Raw genomic sequence first — 14,729 nt, 5'->3', positions numbered from 1 at the left:
TCAGGCGGACGGCAGCAGGCGGGCCGCGCGGTCGAGGGTCTCACGGAGGTTGTCCTCGGTGGTCCGCCGCTTGGCCTCCTCGACGGTGAGCCACTCCAGCGGGGACGCCGGGTTCTCCGGCCGGGCCTGCTCCGGGGTGGCGGTGGCCAGCAGGAAGCGCAGGTCGGCGTGCTCGTGGGCGGGTTCGGCGGGCGAGGCGGGGACGGGCACCACGGCGAGGTGGACGAGGGCGGGGCCGGGCCAGGGGGCGAGGTCGGTCAGGCCGGTCTCCTCCAGGCCCTCGCGCAGGGCGATGTCCAGCGGCCGGGTCTCGCCCGGGTCGCCGTGGCCGCCGACGTGCAGCCAGGCCTGCTGGCGGACGTGCCAGCGCAGCAGGACGCGGCGGGTGGGCGGGTGGACGATCAGCGCGGAGGCGGTGAAGTGCAGCGGGAAGGTGCCCCTGTTCCAGGCGTCGGCGACGCCGAGGAGGCGGCGGGCGCGCTCGTGGTCGGCGGTCTCCACCGGGCCGCGCGGACGGTGGTCGGCCAGCAGTCGGGCCGGGTCGGGGCTCTGGGACGGGCCGCCCGTGGTCACCATGGGTCTGCGCTCCTCGTTCCGCTCCGGGACCGCGGACCGCGTCAACCGGCGTACGGGGGCGGGCAGTCGGGCCCGGGGCTTCGGGTTCCGGCGAACCCGCGCAGCCTAGCCCGGGGGCGCTCGGGCGGCCCACCGGTTTTCACCGCGGGCGCTCCGGCGGACGCCCGCGACGCTCGCGCGCGGTATGAGCACCGGACGTTCCGACGACGGACACCTCCCGTACCTCCGGCGGCATGCCACCTGGTCCGGGCGTTCCCCCGGAGGCCGTAGCCTGTGGTGATCGTTTTCGGGACAGGTGGAGGGATGTCGTCATGGTGGCTGCTCCGGCGCTCGCCGAGCTGCGCGAGGTGTGCCAGCCGCAGGCCAAGCTTCAGAGCCGCAACGGCGAGCACTGGGCGGGCCGGATGTACATGCGGCGGATCTCGCTGCGGACCACCCGGCAGCTGGTGCGCACCTCGGTGTCGCCGAACACCCTCACCTGGGTGATGGTGGTGTGCGGGGTCGGCGGCGGCGCGGCCCTGCTGATCCCGGGCCCGGTCGGTGCGGTGCTGGCCGTCGTGCTGTTCCAGCTGTTCCTGCTGTTCGACTGCGTGGACGGCGAAGTGGCGCGCTGGAAGCGCCAGTTCAGCATGGCCGGGGTGTACGTGGACCGGCTCGGCGCCTATCTGGCGGACGCCGCGCTGATGATCGGTGCGGGTGTCCGGGCGGCGCGCGGCGGGTCGGAGCTGTGGGTGTCGGCAGGTCTGGCGGCCGCGCTGGGCGTGGTGCTGCTCAAGGCCTCGACGGACCTGGTGGACGTGGCCCGCGCCCGCAGCGGGCAGCTGCCGGCGACCGAGGAGTCGACGCAGCCGCGTTCCCAGGGCATCGCGACGGCCCGCAAGGTCGCCTCGCTGTTCAAGATCCACCGGGTGACGAACGGCATCGAGGCCTCGCTGGTGCTGCTGGCGGCGGCCGCGGTGGACGCCGGGCTCGGGAACCTGGACGCCACCCGGTGGACGCTCGCGGGCATCACGGCGATCACCTGGGGCATGGTGGTCGCGCACCTGGCGTCGATCCTGTCCTCCTCGCGGCTGCGCTGATCCGGGCGGCGCCCCGGCCGCCGGGGGGACGCGGCGGGCCCGGGCCGCGCGGAAGGGTGGGGGCATGACGACGCCCCGGCCCGCTGCCGCCGCCTCCACCGCCGTTCCCGCCGCGCCCCGTTGGGCCGTGCGCGCCGCCCACCTCGCCGCCGTCACCGCGCTGCCGGCCGGGCTGTGGCGGCTCGGGCTGGTGGCGGGCTGGCACGGCGGGTACACGGAGGCGGGCTACCGGGCGATGGGCCTCACCGGGTGGGGCGCGGTGTGGCCGGTCTTCCTGAGCCTGTTCACCGAGGCGCTGGCGCTGCTCACGATCGGGCTGGTCCGCCCGTGGGGCACGGTGCCGCCGCGCTGGGTACCGTTCTTCGGCGGCCGCCCGGTCCGCCCGCGTGCGGTGGTGCTCGCGGCCTCGCTCGGCGCCGTCGGCCTGGCCCTGCTGTGGACGCCGTTCGTCGGCTGGTGGGCCCTGCCGGGTACGGGCATGACCCCGCTCGGCCGCACTCTGGTCGGCTTCCTCTACCTGCCGACCGTCGCCTGGGCGCCGCTGCTGGCGGCCGTCACCGTGTCGTACCACCGCCGCCACCGGGCGCCGTCGGCGGCGATGACGCTCCCTCGGACGGCCTGAAGCAGAGCCGGGCAGGCATGTGACGCGGATCACGGCAGCGCCCGGGGCCCGCCGGACAGGACCGGGTGTGGAGCAATCGATACGGGCGCGGATCCGCGCCGGGGATGCCGAGGCGTTCGGGCAGGTCTTCGAGGATCACGCCCGGGCGGTGTACCGGCACGCCGTACGGATGACCGGGGACCGGACCGTCGCCGAGGACGTGGTCTCGCTGACCTTCCTGGAGGCCTGGCGGCTGCGCGCCCGGATCGCCCCCGAGCGGGAGGACGGCGCGGAGAGCCTGGCGCCGTGGCTGCTGGGCATCGCCGGGAACGTCATCCGCAACACCCGCAGGGCGGCGCGCCGGCACCAGAAGGCGATGGCCAAGCTGCCGCCGCGCGAGGTGGCGCCGGACTTCTCCGGCGAGCTGGCGGGCCGGATCGCCGACGCCGAGGAACTGGCCGCCGCGAAGGCCGCGTTGGAGCGGCTGCGGCCGGCCGAGCGGGAGGTCTTCGCGCTGTACGTGTGGGAGGGACTGGACCACGCGGCCGTCGCCGAGGCGCTCGGCCGCCCGGTGGGTACGGTCCGCTCCCGGCTCTCGCGTGCCCGCGCCCGGCTGCGGGAGCTGACCGAGCGGGAGCTGGCCGCGGCGCGTTCGGCGCGGGCGGAGCGGCGGGGCGCGGCGGCGGCGGAGCAGCCGGGCGCGCCGCAGCCGGGGCAGCGGGCGGGCCACCGGGCGGCGGAGACCGCGCAACGCCCGGGCAGCACCGGACAGGTACCAGGTGACCGCACTCCCGCGGTCCGGCCGACCAAGGAGACGATCCGATGAGCGCCACCCCCCGGCACCGGTCCGAACAGGCCGATCGGGAGGAGCTGGCCCGGCTGCTGCCGGCCCCGGCCGCTCCGGTCCTCCCCCGGAGCCGCCACCTCCTGCTCAAGGAGCACCTGTTGGACAGCATCACCGACCCGGACGGCACCCCCTCCGCTCCCCGGCGCACCGCCCGTCGACGCGGCCTGCTCCTGGGCGCCGCCCTCCCGCTGGGGCTGGCCGCCGCGCTGACCGGGGTCCTGCTCACCACCGGCGCCGACGGCTCCGCCCCCGGCGGCGACGACAGCGGACGGTCGCTGGGCAGCAGCAGCGGTGTCGCGTACACCCTGGAGAGCGAGGAGGAGGTGGTTCGGCTGACCATCCTCGAGGACTACAAGCCGGTGGACGCGGACCAGTTGCAGCGCGACATCGACCGGTTCGGGATCCGCGCCCGGGTCTACCCCGGCGAGCCGGGCTGCAAGGCGCGCGAGCCGAAGCAGCCCTCCCACGTGGACCTCACCGCCGGGTGGGACATCGAGCACGGGCCCGGGGAGCCGCTCGTGCTGACCGTCCACCCCCGTCGGCTCCCGGCGGGCACGGAGATCTTCATCTACCTGCCGCTGGCCAGGACTTCGCCGGCCAACAGCTCCCGCGAGATGCAGGCCGGACTGATGAAGTCCCCGGGCCCTTCCTGCATGCCGGCCAAGGAGTACGTCAACCCGCTGGCGAGCCTGTACCCGACCCCGCCGGCGAAATGACCCGGCCCGGCCCGTAGGCACCCGCCCCCTTCCGTTGAACCAGTCGGACTGCATATGCAGTCCAACGACATATACAGTCGTCCGACAGTCGACAGAAGGGGGCGCGCCCATGCCACCCCGCACCACGACCCGGCCCGACCCGACTCCGCTCGCCACCGGTCGAAGCACCGCCCGAAGCACCGCCCGAACCGCCGTGCGTGCCACAGCCGCCACCGTCCGCGCCGCCGTCCTCCGGACAGCCGCCACCCGGCCCGCCGTCGTGCTGCTCGTCGGCTACCTGACCGAGCTGCTGTTCCGCCTCGTCCTCGTCCGGTCCATGGACTTCCCGTCCGTCCACCCCGACGAGGACTCCTACCTCGCCGAGGCCCGGGTGCTGGCCGGCGGCTCGGCGACCGAGATCCCGGTCGGCGTGGTCATCCCCGGCGGCTACCCCCTGCTGATCTCCCCCGCGCTGCGCCTGGCCGACGACCCGACGACCGCCTACCACCTGGTCATGGGCGTCAACGCCGCCGTCAACGCCCTGGTCTTCCCGCTCGCCCACGTCGCGCTGCGCCGCCTCGGCCTGGACCGCCGCCTCTCGTACGCCTTCGCCGCCGCGACCGCGCTGCTGCCGCCGGTGGTCTTCTACTCGCAGTTCGTGCTGACCGACGCCGTCCTGCCCGTCCTGGTGCTCGCCTGGCTGCTCTGCCTGCACGGCTGGCTCGCCGACGGCCCGCCGCGGCGCCGCACCTGGCACGCCGTCGGGGCGGGGGCGTCGGCCGGCTACGCGATGGCGGTGCACGACCGCGGCGGCGTGGTGGTGGCGCTGACCGCCGCCGTCCTGCTCGGCGTCCTGCTGCCGCGCCGGGCGCCGTGGCGTGCCACGGCGGCCGGGCTCGCGGCGCTCGGCCTCGGCGTGCTCGGCGCCGAGCTGCTGTCGGCCTGGCTGCACGCGCGGTTCACCGTCCCGGACAGCGACGTCGGCGGCTCGCTCTGGAAGGGCCTGACCGATCCGGGCACCGCCGTGCAGACCCTCGCCCGGGCGGCCGGTCAGATCTGGTACTTCACCGTCTCCACCTGGGGTGTCGGCGGGCTCGCCGTCGTCGCCTGCCTGTGCGCGGTGTTCGACCGCCGCCGGCCGCCCGCCCTGCGGACCACCGGCGGCGTGCTGGTGGCCCTGCTGTTCGGCACGGCCGTGGCCTCCGCCGCCGCCCTGCCGCTGGACGGCCGGGTCGACGACTGGGTGTACGCCCGGTACACCTCCTACCTCGTCCCGTCGGCCTTCGTCGCGGGCGTCGCGGTGCTCGCGCGGTACGGTCGCCGCGCGCTGGTCCGGACGGCGGCGGTCGCGGCCGGGCTCGTCCTGCTGCTCGCCGGGGTCGTGGCGCTGGCGGCCGGCGAGCGGCTGCACACGTCGATGTTCATCCCCTGGACCCTGCCCGACGTCTCGTTCCTGGCCGCGGACTGGGGCCGGATCGACCTGCCCCGCACCTGCGCCGCCGTGCTGGTCCTGCTCGGTGCGGCGGTCCTGGTCCGCCACGCCGGGGGCCGCCGGGTGCTCGGGGCGCTCGGCGTCTCGCTGGCGCTGTTCGCCGCCTTCGCCACCACGACGATCACCGCCCAGGTCGCCCGGCCGCACGCGGAGGGCCGCGAGGGCCTGGCGACCGGCTTCACCCGCGCCGCCGGGATCACGGCGGACGACAACGTGGTGTTCGCCTGGGACGTCGACTGGTCGCTGCGCGCCGCCCAGACCTTCGAGGTCTACCGGGGGCGGGTCTGGTCCCGCGACCCCCGCTGGCAGCCCGTCCCGGCGGAGGCGAACGTGATGGTCCTCCCGCTGCCCGGGGAGGGGAAACCGCCGGAGGCGTACTGGCCGGGCCACCCCGCCGACTGGTACGTCGAGCGCTTCGACGCCCGGAAGAACTGGGCGGTCTGGCACCGGCGTTGAGCGCCCCGGTGTCGCCTAAGCCGCCGTACCGGCGTGGGCGACGGCGGCCGCGTGGGCGGCGAGGACGGTGTCGAGCAGCCCGGGGAAGCGCTGCTCCAGGTCGACGGTGCGCAGGGCGGAGAAGCGCCGGTTGGCCTCCTCGCGCTGGACGATCAGGCCGGACTCGCGCAGCACCTTGAAGTGGTGGCTCAGGGTGGAGGGCGCGACGTCCACCGGGAAGGTGCCGCAGGCCCGTTCGGGCTCGGTGCGCAGAACGCGGACGATGGTCATCCGGGTGGGGTCGGAGAGCGCGTGCAGGACGTCGAAGAGGTCGATCTCCTCGGCCGCGGGGTGGGCGAGCGCCGGTCGTCGGCGGGTGCTGCGGGGCATGGGTCGACCTCCCTGATCTGCGATGTTCGACATCCATGGAAATAGCGTGGTACCACTGTCCAGCGCCAATTTCGTCGTTCGTCGAACATCGTAGTCGAGGGGGCCCGACATGCGTGCGCTGGTGATGACCGCACCCGGTGGAGCGGAGAACTCGGAGGTCCGGGAGGTCCCGGTGCCGCACCCCGGACCGGGCCAGGTGGCGGTCGACGTCGCCCACGCCGGACTGAACTTCGTGGACGTGATGACCCGCCGCGGCGACGCCGCGTACGCCGCCGAGTGGCCGTACCGGCCCGGCAAGGAGGTGTCCGGTACGGTCCGCGAGCTCGGCGCCGGGGTCACCGGCCTGGCGGTGGGCGACCGGGTGGTCGCCGCGCCGGTCGGCGCCGGGCTGGCCGAGGTGGTGGTCGCGGAGGCCGCGCTCACCGTGCCGCTCCCGGACGGGGTGGCGCTGCGCGAGGCCGCCGCCGTCCCGCTGGGCCTGGCCACCTCGATGCTGCTGCTGACCGACGCGGGCCGCTTCACCGCCGGGGACACCGTCCTGGTCCACTCGGCGGGCGGCGGGATCGGCAACGCCGTCGCCCGGCTCGTCCCGCTGCTCGGCGGCGGCCGGCTGATCGGCACGGTCGGCCGGCCGGAGAAGGCCGCGGCGGCGCTCGCCTCCGGCTACGACCACGTCTTCGCCCGCGGCGCGGCCGACGGACCGGGCGCCGATGGACCTGGCACCGACGGAAGCAACGGCGGCGGACCGGCCGAGGCGATCCGCGCCGCCACCGGCGGCCGGGGCGTCGACCTGGTGCTCGACCCGCTGGGCACCGCCGCCCTCGACCTCGACCTCGCCGTGGCGGCACCCGGCGCGCGGATCGTGCTGTTCGGCAACGCGGGCGGCGGCGCCGTCGCCGACCTGCCCCCGCTCGGCCGCCTGATGGCGGGCAACCTGACCGTCACCGGCTTCAGCCACCGCGGCCTGGCCGCCACCGCCCCCGAGCGGCTGGCCCGCGCCGTCCGCCGGGTCCTCGGCCTCCTCGCCGACGGCGGCCTGGACCTGCCGGTCACCGAACTGCCCGGCCTCGACGCCGTCCCGGCCGCCCACGACGCCATGCAGGAGGGCCGGGCGACCGGCAAGTACGTGGTGCGCGTCGGCGGTTGAGCCCCTCGCACCCGCGGGTACGGCAACGCGCCCTGCACGGGAAGTCGACTCCGCCGACTTCCCGTGCAGGGCGCGCTACGTCACTTCACCGGGCGGATCAGCTCGCGGACCCTGCGGAGGCCCCGGCGGAGGAGGCGGAGGACGCGGAGCCGGCCCGGCCGGTGGCGGTGGGCGCGGTACGGACGGAACGCTTCAGAGCCATGTGCATGACAGGACTTCCCTTTCGATGAGGAGGGGACGGGAGTCGCCCGCGACGACGCGTCAGCTCAGCGGCTTGCCCGGGCACCAGGCGTCGCCCCAGGCCGTCGTCTGGACGCAGTGGTGGCCGTCGTGCACGCCGCCGGGTTCCGTCAGCGTCGCGCCGTCGAACACGGAGGCGCCGGCCGGAGCCACCCCGCCCAACCAGGCGGCGGCACCCAGCGCGACCACGGCCAGTGTCCGCGTCACGATTCCTCGCATGACGACAACTCCCATCACTTCGGGGACGGTTCCACACGTTCCGGGCGTTTCCGCAGTTCCTGCCGCATCGCCCGGTCCGTGCTCGTCACCCTGCCAGGCGGCGGATGGCCACGGCATCCCCCGCAGGGGATCATGAGCCTGCCTGGCAGCTTTAGGAGGCATGCGATGCACCCCGTGACCGGCCCCGACCCGACCGGCCCCGACCCGACCGCCGACGTGCCCGCGCTCGACAGCGCGGCCGTCACGCTCTACCGGTGGACGGTGGTGCACGAGCGCCTCACCCCGGCCACCCTCGCGCAGGCGGCGTCGGAGACCGACCTGACCCTGCCGGAGTGCGAGGCGGCCGTCCGGCAGCTCACCGGGGCCTGCCTCCTCCAGGAACTGTTCCCCGACGACCGCCGCACGGAGGGGACCCGTACGGACGCGCCCCCGGTCGCCTGGCAGCCCGTCAGCCCCCAGGCCGCCACCGCCCAGCTGCTCTCCGCCCGCGACACCGCCCTGCGCGCCCGGGAGGAGGCCCTGCGCGAGCAGCGGCGGATCGTCCAGCAGCAGCGCGACGGCCTCGCGGCGCTGGTGCCCGTCTACCTCCAGGCCCGTCAGCACGCCTTCCCCCAGGGCACCATCGACCGCCTGCCGGACAAGTTCGCGGTGCGCTCGCTGCTCGCCGACGTGATCGACTCCTGCCGCAGCGAGGTGCTGGTCTCCAAGCACGGCGGTTCGTTCTCCCCGGCCGCCCTGCGCGAGGCGCTGCCGCGCGACCTGGCGCTGCTCGACCGGGGCGTCCGGATGCGCAGCCTCTACCAGCACGCGACCCGCTTCGACCAGCCCACCCGGGTGCACGCCGAGCAGCTCATCGAGGCCGGCGCCGAGATCCGGACGCTGCCGGAGGTGCTGCCGCAACTGATCATCGTGGACGGCTCGCTGGCCCTGCTGCCAGCCAGCTCCGGCGGCGCCCTGATCATCCGCGAGCCCGACCTGCTCTCCTACCTGCTGACGGTCTTCGAACGGGACTGGGAGAACGCGGCCCCGTTCGCCAGCGGCCCGCAGGCCGCGCACGACGTCACCAAGACGATGAAGCAGAGCATCCTGGTGCTGCTCGCGAAGGGCCTCAAGGACGAGTCCATCGCCCGCCGCCTCGGCATCTCCCTGCGCACCTGCCGCCGCCACGTCTCGGACCTGCTGGACGGCCTCGGCGCGCACAGCCGCTTCCAGGCCGGCGTGGTCGCCGAACGGCTGGGCCTGACCTCGCACCCGGTCCCGGACGCCCCGGCCCCCGGCGAGGAGCCCGAACCGGCCCCGGCCTGCCCCGCCTGCGGCGGCCCGCTGACGGCCCCCGCCCCCTCCCCCGCCGGCCCGCGCCCCGGCGGCCGCCCGCCCCGCTACTGCTCACCCCGCTGCCGCTCCCGCGCCTACCGCACCCGGCAGCGGGAACGCGCGGACGGCGTCACGTAACCCCCCGGCGGCGTGACGTAACCCGGGACGCGCCCGCGAACCGGGCCGGTGGAGTCGGGCGGGTGGAGTCGGGCCGGTAGCCGCCCGGGCATAGCCCCGGGCGCACCGGTGTCGGGGGCGGGCATGACCAAGGTTCTGGTGATCGGCGCAACCGGCAGTGTGGGCAGGCACGTTGTGGCCTCGCTGGTCGAAGGCGGCCACGAGGCAAGGGCGTTGGTGCGGGACGAGGCGGCGTCCCGGCTCCCGGCGGGCGTCGAGGCCGTCCAGGGCGACCTGACGCGGCCCGAGAGCCTGGAGCCCGCGCTGGCCGGCGGGGTGGAGGCGGTCTACCTGATGTGGCCCGGGCTGCCCGTGCGGCCCCGGGTGGTGGAGCTGATCGCCCGGCACGCCCGGCGGGTCGTCTGCCTGTCGACGGACGTGGCGGACCTCGCCGACGACGAGCCGGCCGTCGTCTTCCACCAGGAGATCGAGCGGCTGATCCGGCGCTCGGGCCTGGAGTGGACCTTCGTCCGGGCGATCGACTTCGCGGGCAACCTGCCGGCCTGGGCCGACCAGGTGCGGGAGGGCGTGCTCCGCCGGCCGTACGGGCGGGCGCGGCGATCACTGGTGCACGAGCGGGACATCGCGGACGTCGCGGTGCGGGCGCTCACCGAGGACGGGCACGGCGGCGCCGCGTACGTGCTCACCGGCCCGGAGTCGCTCTCGCACGCCGAGCCGGCCGGGATCATCGGCGAGGAGCTGGGCGTCGCGGTGCGGTGGGAGGAGCTGCCGCCGGAGACGGTCCGCGAGGAGCTGACGGCGGCCTGGGGGAACGCCGCGTTCGTGGCGGCCCGGCTGCGCGCCTGGGAGTCGTTCACCCGGGAGCCGGAGCGGGTGACCGGCACCGTGCGGGAGGTGCTAGGGCGTCCGCCGCGCGATGTCCGCAGCTGGGTGCGGGACCACGCGGCGGACTTCCGCTAGGCCGGGGGTCAGTACCGGACGGCCTTGACCACCACCGGCAGCAGCGTCCGGTCGGCCGGCTGCCTGCTGAAGGCGACGGGCTCGGCCGTGCCGTTCGCCGGGACGTTCTCGGCGCCGACGACGGCGCTGTCCACGGTCTTGCCGCTGGTGTCGGTGAAGTCGACCTGGACGGCGTAGGAGGCCGCTTCGAGCCCCCGGTTGCGGATCGTGACGACCACGGCGTGCAGGCCGCCGGTGTTCTGCCGGTTGATGCCGGTGATCGCGACGTCGTTCACCGCGTTGCCGCCGTCCGGCTCCCCGCTGAGCACCGAGGCGGCCTTCTCCCTGGTCGTCACCTGCTGCGCCGAGACGGAGGCCTCGAAGGCGGAGGCCGCCGCGGCCTTGGAGGCGACGGACGCCGCCGAGGCCTCCGAGGCCGAGGCGATGGCCGCGGACGCCGAGGCCAGCAGCGACTCGGCGGCGGAGGCGACGGCGGAGGGCGGCTCGCCGGAGAAGGCGCCCGCGTTGGGCGGCGTGGCCGACGCCGAACCGGCCGCCGTGCCCGAGGAGCTGCTGCTGCAGGCCGCGAGCACGGCGACACCGGAGGCCGCCACGATCAGCGCGACCGTCCGCTGCGGCGTCCACCTCCGGCCCGGTCGGCGGTGGCTGGGGGGACTGTGGAGTTCACGCACCGAGGGATCCCTCTCCTGGTCGGTGTTCGGCGGCCGAGGGGCCCGTACGTCCCCATGCTTGGCAACATCCCGCTCCACAGCGACAGCTCCTGACCCGTCCGAGTGGCCCGGGCCCGGCGGAACGGCGGACCGGGAAAGACGAACCGCCCCGGGCGCGCGAGCACGGCGCGCCCGGGGCGGGGCTTCGAGGACCGGCGGAGCTCAGGCCTTGGCCTGGTCCGCCTCCTCGGCGCCGGCCCCCGCCGGCACCGGAACGGAGCGCAGCCGGGACGCGGGCGGCGCGGGGATGACGGCGGCGACGGCGGCCGCGATCAGCGCGACGGCGCAGCCGATCACCAGGCCGACCCGGAAGCCGCCCTCCGAGGGCAGGGTGTGGCCGCCCAGGGTGACGGTCATCTGCGACAGCACCACGCCCATCACGGCGGCGGACACCGAGGTGCCCAGCGAGCGCATCAGGGTGTTGAAGCTGTTCGCCGAGGCCGTCGCGGTCAGCGGCACCGCGCTCATGATCAGCGCGGGCATCGCGCCGTAGGCCAGGCCCACGCCGCTGTTGCAGACGATCGTCACGATCAGCACGCCCCAGGTGGAGCCCATCAGGGGCAGCGCCAGCCCGTACCCGACGGCGATCGTCAGCGCCCCGGCGACCAGGGTGAACTTCGGTCCGCGCGCGGCCGACAGCTTGCCGCCGAACGGGGAGACGACCATCATCATCAGCCCGCCGGGCGCCATCCACAGGCCCATCGCCAGCATCGACTGCCCGAGCCCGTAGCCGGTGGCCTCCGGCAGCTGGAGCAGCTGCGGCACGATCAGCGCCTGGGCGTACATGCCGAAGCCGACCAGGACGGAGGCGGCGTTGGTCAGCAGCACCCGGGGGCGCGCGGTGACCCGCAGGTCCACCAGCGGCTCGGTGACGCGCAGCTCCCAGCGGGCCCAGAGCAGCAGGATCGCGGCGGAGGCGGTGAACAGGCCGAGGGTCCGGGTGCTGCCCCAGCCCCAGTCGCCGCCCTTGGAGACGGGCAGCAGCAGGCAGACCAGGCCGACGCTCAGGCCGATCGCGCCGACGTAGTCGAAGCGGCCGCCGGCGGCGGGGCGGCCGTCCGAGGAAGCGGAAGCGGCCGGGGCCGGGATGATGACCCAGAGCAGGCCGATGATGACGACGGCCAGTACGGCGGTGCCCCAGAACAGCACGCGCCAGCTGGCGTAGTCGGCGACGCCGGCCGCGATCGGCAGGCCGAGGCCGCCGCCGATCCCCATGGAGGCGCTGACCAGGGCGATCGCCGAGCCGAGCCGCTCGGGCGGCAGCACGTCGCGCAGCAGGCTGATGCCGATCGGCACCAGGCCCATGCCCATGCCCTGCAGGGCCCGTCCGGCGGTCATCGGCACCACGGAGTCGGCCACCGCGCACAGCACCGAGCCGAGCAGCAGCGGGACGCAGGAGGCGATGAGCATCGTCCGCTTGCCGAGGAGGTCGCCGAGGCGGCCGCTGATCGGGACGAAGACGGCGGCGGAGAGCAGGGTCGCGGTGATGACCCAGGAGGCGTTGGACGCGCTGGTGTGCAGGAGTTGCGGGAGCTGGCTGATCAGCGGGGTGACCAGGGTCTGCATGATCGCGGCGACGGTGCCGGTGAAGGCGAGCACCGCCACGATCGGACCGGTGCGGGGGGTGGGGGCGGGGCCGTTGATGACGGGCCTCCTCGGGCGGTCGAAGAGCAGTCGAAGAACGTTCGAAGAGCGTTCGAGAGCGGAAACATGCACAAAACACACGATGTGCATGAAACACAAGACGGTCAGCTTACACAGGATGTGCGCGATGCACATCATGTGTGCCGCGCATGCCTCTGGCATACTGAAGGGTGATCCACGGAGAACCCGCAGGTCGAAGCGGTGATGAAGGGACTTCGACATGACCAGCCCCACGCACGAGGTCGCCCTCGAGTTCCTGGTGTTCGCCCGGCACCGCGACCTCAGCCAGGTCAACGCCCGCCCCGAGGGCAGCCAGCTCGAACGCAGCGCCTACATCCTGCTCAGCCGGGTCGACGCCGAAGGGCCGATGTCCATCGGCCAGCTGAGCGACGCCTTCGCCCTGGACGTCTCCACCCTCAACCGGCAGACGGCGGCCCTGAAGAGCGCGGGACTGCTCGAACGCATCCCGGACCCGGACGGCGGCATCGCCCGCAAGTTCCGCCTCACCGAGGAGGGCCGCCGCCGGCTGGACGCGGAACGCGAGGCGCACGTACGGGCACTGAACCTCGTGATGACGGACTGGCCGGAGGAGGACATCGCCTCCTTCGCCGGCTTCCTGCGCCGCTTCAACACCGGCATCGAGCGGCTCGACGGCCGCCCCTGGCCGCGCGACTGAGCCGACGCGGGCGCCGCGCGGGACGTCGGCCCGGCAGGGGAGCGCACGGGAAGTCGGCGGGGCCGACTTCTCGCGCGGGGCGGCCTGGAGAATGCCCGGCATGGGAACGGACATCAACGGATTCATCGAGTGCCGGGCATGGTTCCCGCGCGACGAGGACGGGAAGCCGGCCTGGCAGGCCGCCGTCGCCCTCGACCTCCTCAACACCACCAGGAACTACGACGCCTTCGGCTGCCTCTTCGGGGTCCGCAACCACGCCAACTTCCGTCCGCTGGCCGCCGATCGCGGACTGCCGCCGGACGCCTCGCAGACCGTGCGGGCGGCGGTGGACACCTACGGGACCACCTTCTACGGCACCACCTGGATCACCTGGGCCGAGGTGAGGGCCGTGGACTGGGCCGAGCCGGCGGAGGCACCCGACAGCCGGCTCCACGAGTACCGGCGGACCCCCGACGGGCTCACGCTCGTCGGCAAGAGCGCCTGGAACCGGCGCTTCGGCGAGACCCTCGGCATTCCCGAACCGGTGCCGACACCGGGACCGGGGTCGGAGCCGGGCGAGGTGCGGACCTGGCCCGAGGGCAGCGAGTGGGTGGTCGACGACATCGTCTACCGCTCCGAGCGGATGGACCGCCGCGACGCCGTCCGCGAGGACGGCGAGTGGAAGCCGGTCTGGACGGTCATGGAGGCCCTCGCCTCGCAGCACGGTGACGACAACGTCCGGCTGGTGGTCTGGTTCGACTACTGAGCGGCGCCCGCCCGCAAGCGCCGCCCGCCGCCCGCCGGTCGCAGCTCGGCAAGCGGTTCAGCCCGAGGCCCGGATCCGGTCTGCGACCGGGAAGTCGGTCCCGCAGTCGGGGCAGGTCGCACCGCCGAACACGTGGGTGAGCGCGTGCGCGACCTCGCGCTGTCCGTCGGCGAGCGCGAGGTCGTGGAGGCGCCGCCCGATGCCGTCCAGGTCCGCGGGGTCGGCCGGCCGCAGGGGCCGGGTCTCGATGTCCCCGTCGGCGAGCGCGTAGTCCTCGCCGGTGGAGAAGTGGCCGCGTTCGCCGAAGACGATGAACAGGCCCTCCCCGCAGCCCGGGCAGGAGACCTCGTACTCCTCGCTCCCGAGCCCCCAGGCCAGGTCCTCGCTCCACCCCGCGACGCCTTCGAAGCCCAGGACGGCCTCCAGGAGGTGGACGTACTCCCCGCGGTCCGTGGCCGTCCGCAGGTACCGGTTCGCGGCTGCCAGCAGGCCGGCGATCTCCGCCGCGTGCTCCGCGCGGACGTCACCCGCCTCGTGCAGCTGGTCGGCGCCGGCCGTGATCGCGCCCGCCAGCACCACGGCGTTGACCGCCTGGTCCCGGTCCCCGCGCCCGGCCAGGTCGGCCAGCCAGGGCAGTGCCGCGAAGCTGGCCGGGTAGACGCTGCCCTGGTGGCACAGGGCCGACCACAGGTCGTTCCAGAGCTCGCCGCTGGGCTCCGCCGCGATCCGGTCCAGCAGGGCGGGTACGTCCTCGGCGGAGCCGTAGGCGTGGTGGAGGCGCGACCAGTCCGTCATGCGGCGATCCAACCAGGTCGACGGGC

The 14,729-nt window shown here is 75.0% G+C and carries 16 protein-coding genes; 10 read left to right on the top strand and 6 right to left on the bottom strand.

From position 1 onward, the window contains the following. Positions 1–576 (bottom strand): NUDIX hydrolase, encoded by a 576-nt coding sequence (locus ACFVXH_RS25675; protein WP_074005080.1) that lies wholly within the window; start codon positions 574–576, stop codon positions 1–3. 311 nt (positions 577–887) lie between these two features. Between ACFVXH_RS25675 and ACFVXH_RS25670 the strand changes: the two genes are divergently transcribed. From ACFVXH_RS25670 to ACFVXH_RS25650, 5 genes are all read left to right on the top strand, one after another. Further along, positions 888–1,655: a CDP-alcohol phosphatidyltransferase family protein gene (locus tag ACFVXH_RS25670; RefSeq protein WP_074005079.1), complete on the top strand. Its 768-nt coding sequence runs from the start codon at positions 888–890 to the stop codon at positions 1,653–1,655. A 64-nt stretch (positions 1,656–1,719) separates the two neighbouring features. After that, on the top strand, positions 1,720–2,277 hold the full coding sequence (locus tag ACFVXH_RS25665) for a hypothetical protein (protein ID WP_387827454.1): 558 nt from the start codon (positions 1,720–1,722) through the stop codon (positions 2,275–2,277). A 67-nt stretch (positions 2,278–2,344) separates the two neighbouring features. Next, positions 2,345–3,082, top strand: coding sequence for an RNA polymerase sigma factor (locus ACFVXH_RS25660; protein WP_387827452.1), 738 nt, complete (start codon positions 2,345–2,347; stop codon positions 3,080–3,082). After that, positions 3,079–3,819 (top strand): hypothetical protein, encoded by a 741-nt coding sequence (locus ACFVXH_RS25655; protein ID WP_387827449.1) that lies wholly within the window; start codon positions 3,079–3,081, stop codon positions 3,817–3,819. The genes ACFVXH_RS25660 and ACFVXH_RS25655 overlap by 4 nt, the downstream gene beginning before the upstream one ends. 193 nt (positions 3,820–4,012) lie before the next feature. Next, positions 4,013–5,746, top strand: coding sequence for a hypothetical protein (locus ACFVXH_RS25650; RefSeq protein WP_387827446.1), 1,734 nt, complete (start codon positions 4,013–4,015; stop codon positions 5,744–5,746). 15 nt (positions 5,747–5,761) lie between these two features. Here ACFVXH_RS25650 and ACFVXH_RS25645 read toward each other — a convergent pair whose 3' ends face one another. Continuing rightward, on the bottom strand, positions 5,762–6,115 hold the full coding sequence (locus ACFVXH_RS25645; RefSeq protein ID WP_387827443.1) for an ArsR/SmtB family transcription factor: 354 nt from the start codon (positions 6,113–6,115) through the stop codon (positions 5,762–5,764). A 109-nt stretch (positions 6,116–6,224) separates the two neighbouring features. On the opposite strand from ACFVXH_RS25645, the gene ACFVXH_RS25640 reads away from it, so the two are divergent. After that, complete coding sequence (locus ACFVXH_RS25640) at positions 6,225–7,262, top strand: zinc-binding alcohol dehydrogenase family protein (RefSeq protein WP_387827440.1); 1,038 nt, start codon at positions 6,225–6,227, stop codon at positions 7,260–7,262. A 261-nt stretch (positions 7,263–7,523) separates the two neighbouring features. Here the strand turns inward: ACFVXH_RS25640 and ACFVXH_RS25635 are convergent, their stop codons facing one another. Next, positions 7,524–7,709, bottom strand: coding sequence for a hypothetical protein (locus ACFVXH_RS25635; protein WP_117487948.1), 186 nt, complete (start codon positions 7,707–7,709; stop codon positions 7,524–7,526). Positions 7,710–7,886: 177 nt separating this feature from the next. On the opposite strand from ACFVXH_RS25635, the gene ACFVXH_RS25630 reads away from it, so the two are divergent. Both ACFVXH_RS25630 and ACFVXH_RS25625 read left to right on the top strand, forming a co-directional pair. Further along, positions 7,887–9,173 (top strand): LuxR C-terminal-related transcriptional regulator, encoded by a 1,287-nt coding sequence (locus ACFVXH_RS25630; protein WP_387827437.1) that lies wholly within the window; start codon positions 7,887–7,889, stop codon positions 9,171–9,173. A 123-nt stretch (positions 9,174–9,296) separates the two neighbouring features. Continuing rightward, positions 9,297–10,133 carry an NAD(P)H-binding protein gene (locus ACFVXH_RS25625; protein ID WP_387827434.1) on the top strand — a complete coding sequence of 279 codons (837 nt, stop codon included), beginning with the start codon at positions 9,297–9,299 and terminating at the stop codon, positions 10,131–10,133. Between the two features lie 8 nt (positions 10,134–10,141). Here the strand turns inward: ACFVXH_RS25625 and ACFVXH_RS25620 are convergent, their stop codons facing one another. Together ACFVXH_RS25620 and ACFVXH_RS25615 are read right to left on the bottom strand one after the other, a co-directional pair. Beyond that, positions 10,142–10,804 carry a hypothetical protein gene (locus ACFVXH_RS25620; protein ID WP_380743773.1) on the bottom strand — a complete coding sequence of 221 codons (663 nt, stop codon included), beginning with the start codon at positions 10,802–10,804 and terminating at the stop codon, positions 10,142–10,144. A 201-nt stretch (positions 10,805–11,005) separates the two neighbouring features. Then, entirely contained in the window at positions 11,006–12,487 is a 1,482-nt protein-coding gene (locus tag ACFVXH_RS25615; RefSeq protein ID WP_387827603.1) for an MFS transporter, read from the bottom strand. Positions 12,488–12,707: 220 nt separating this feature from the next. On the opposite strand from ACFVXH_RS25615, the gene ACFVXH_RS25610 reads away from it, so the two are divergent. Together ACFVXH_RS25610 and ACFVXH_RS25605 are read left to right on the top strand one after the other, a co-directional pair. Further along, positions 12,708–13,163, top strand: coding sequence for a MarR family winged helix-turn-helix transcriptional regulator (locus ACFVXH_RS25610; protein WP_049650286.1), 456 nt, complete (start codon positions 12,708–12,710; stop codon positions 13,161–13,163). A 100-nt stretch (positions 13,164–13,263) separates the two neighbouring features. Continuing rightward, positions 13,264–13,908, top strand: coding sequence for a hypothetical protein (locus ACFVXH_RS25605; RefSeq protein WP_387827431.1), 645 nt, complete (start codon positions 13,264–13,266; stop codon positions 13,906–13,908). Between the two features lie 57 nt (positions 13,909–13,965). Here the strand turns inward: ACFVXH_RS25605 and ACFVXH_RS25600 are convergent, their stop codons facing one another. Continuing rightward, positions 13,966–14,703, bottom strand: a complete 738-nt coding sequence (locus ACFVXH_RS25600) for a hypothetical protein (protein WP_387827428.1) — start codon at positions 14,701–14,703, stop codon at positions 13,966–13,968. Positions 14,704–14,729: the final 26 nt, after the last annotated feature.

Source organism: Kitasatospora sp. NPDC058184 (assembly GCF_042883725.1).
Classification (GTDB): domain Bacteria; phylum Actinomycetota; class Actinomycetes; order Streptomycetales; family Streptomycetaceae; genus Kitasatospora.
The sequence above is the reverse complement of the archived record's forward strand: the minus strand, read 5'-3'. Positions and strand labels throughout refer to the sequence as shown.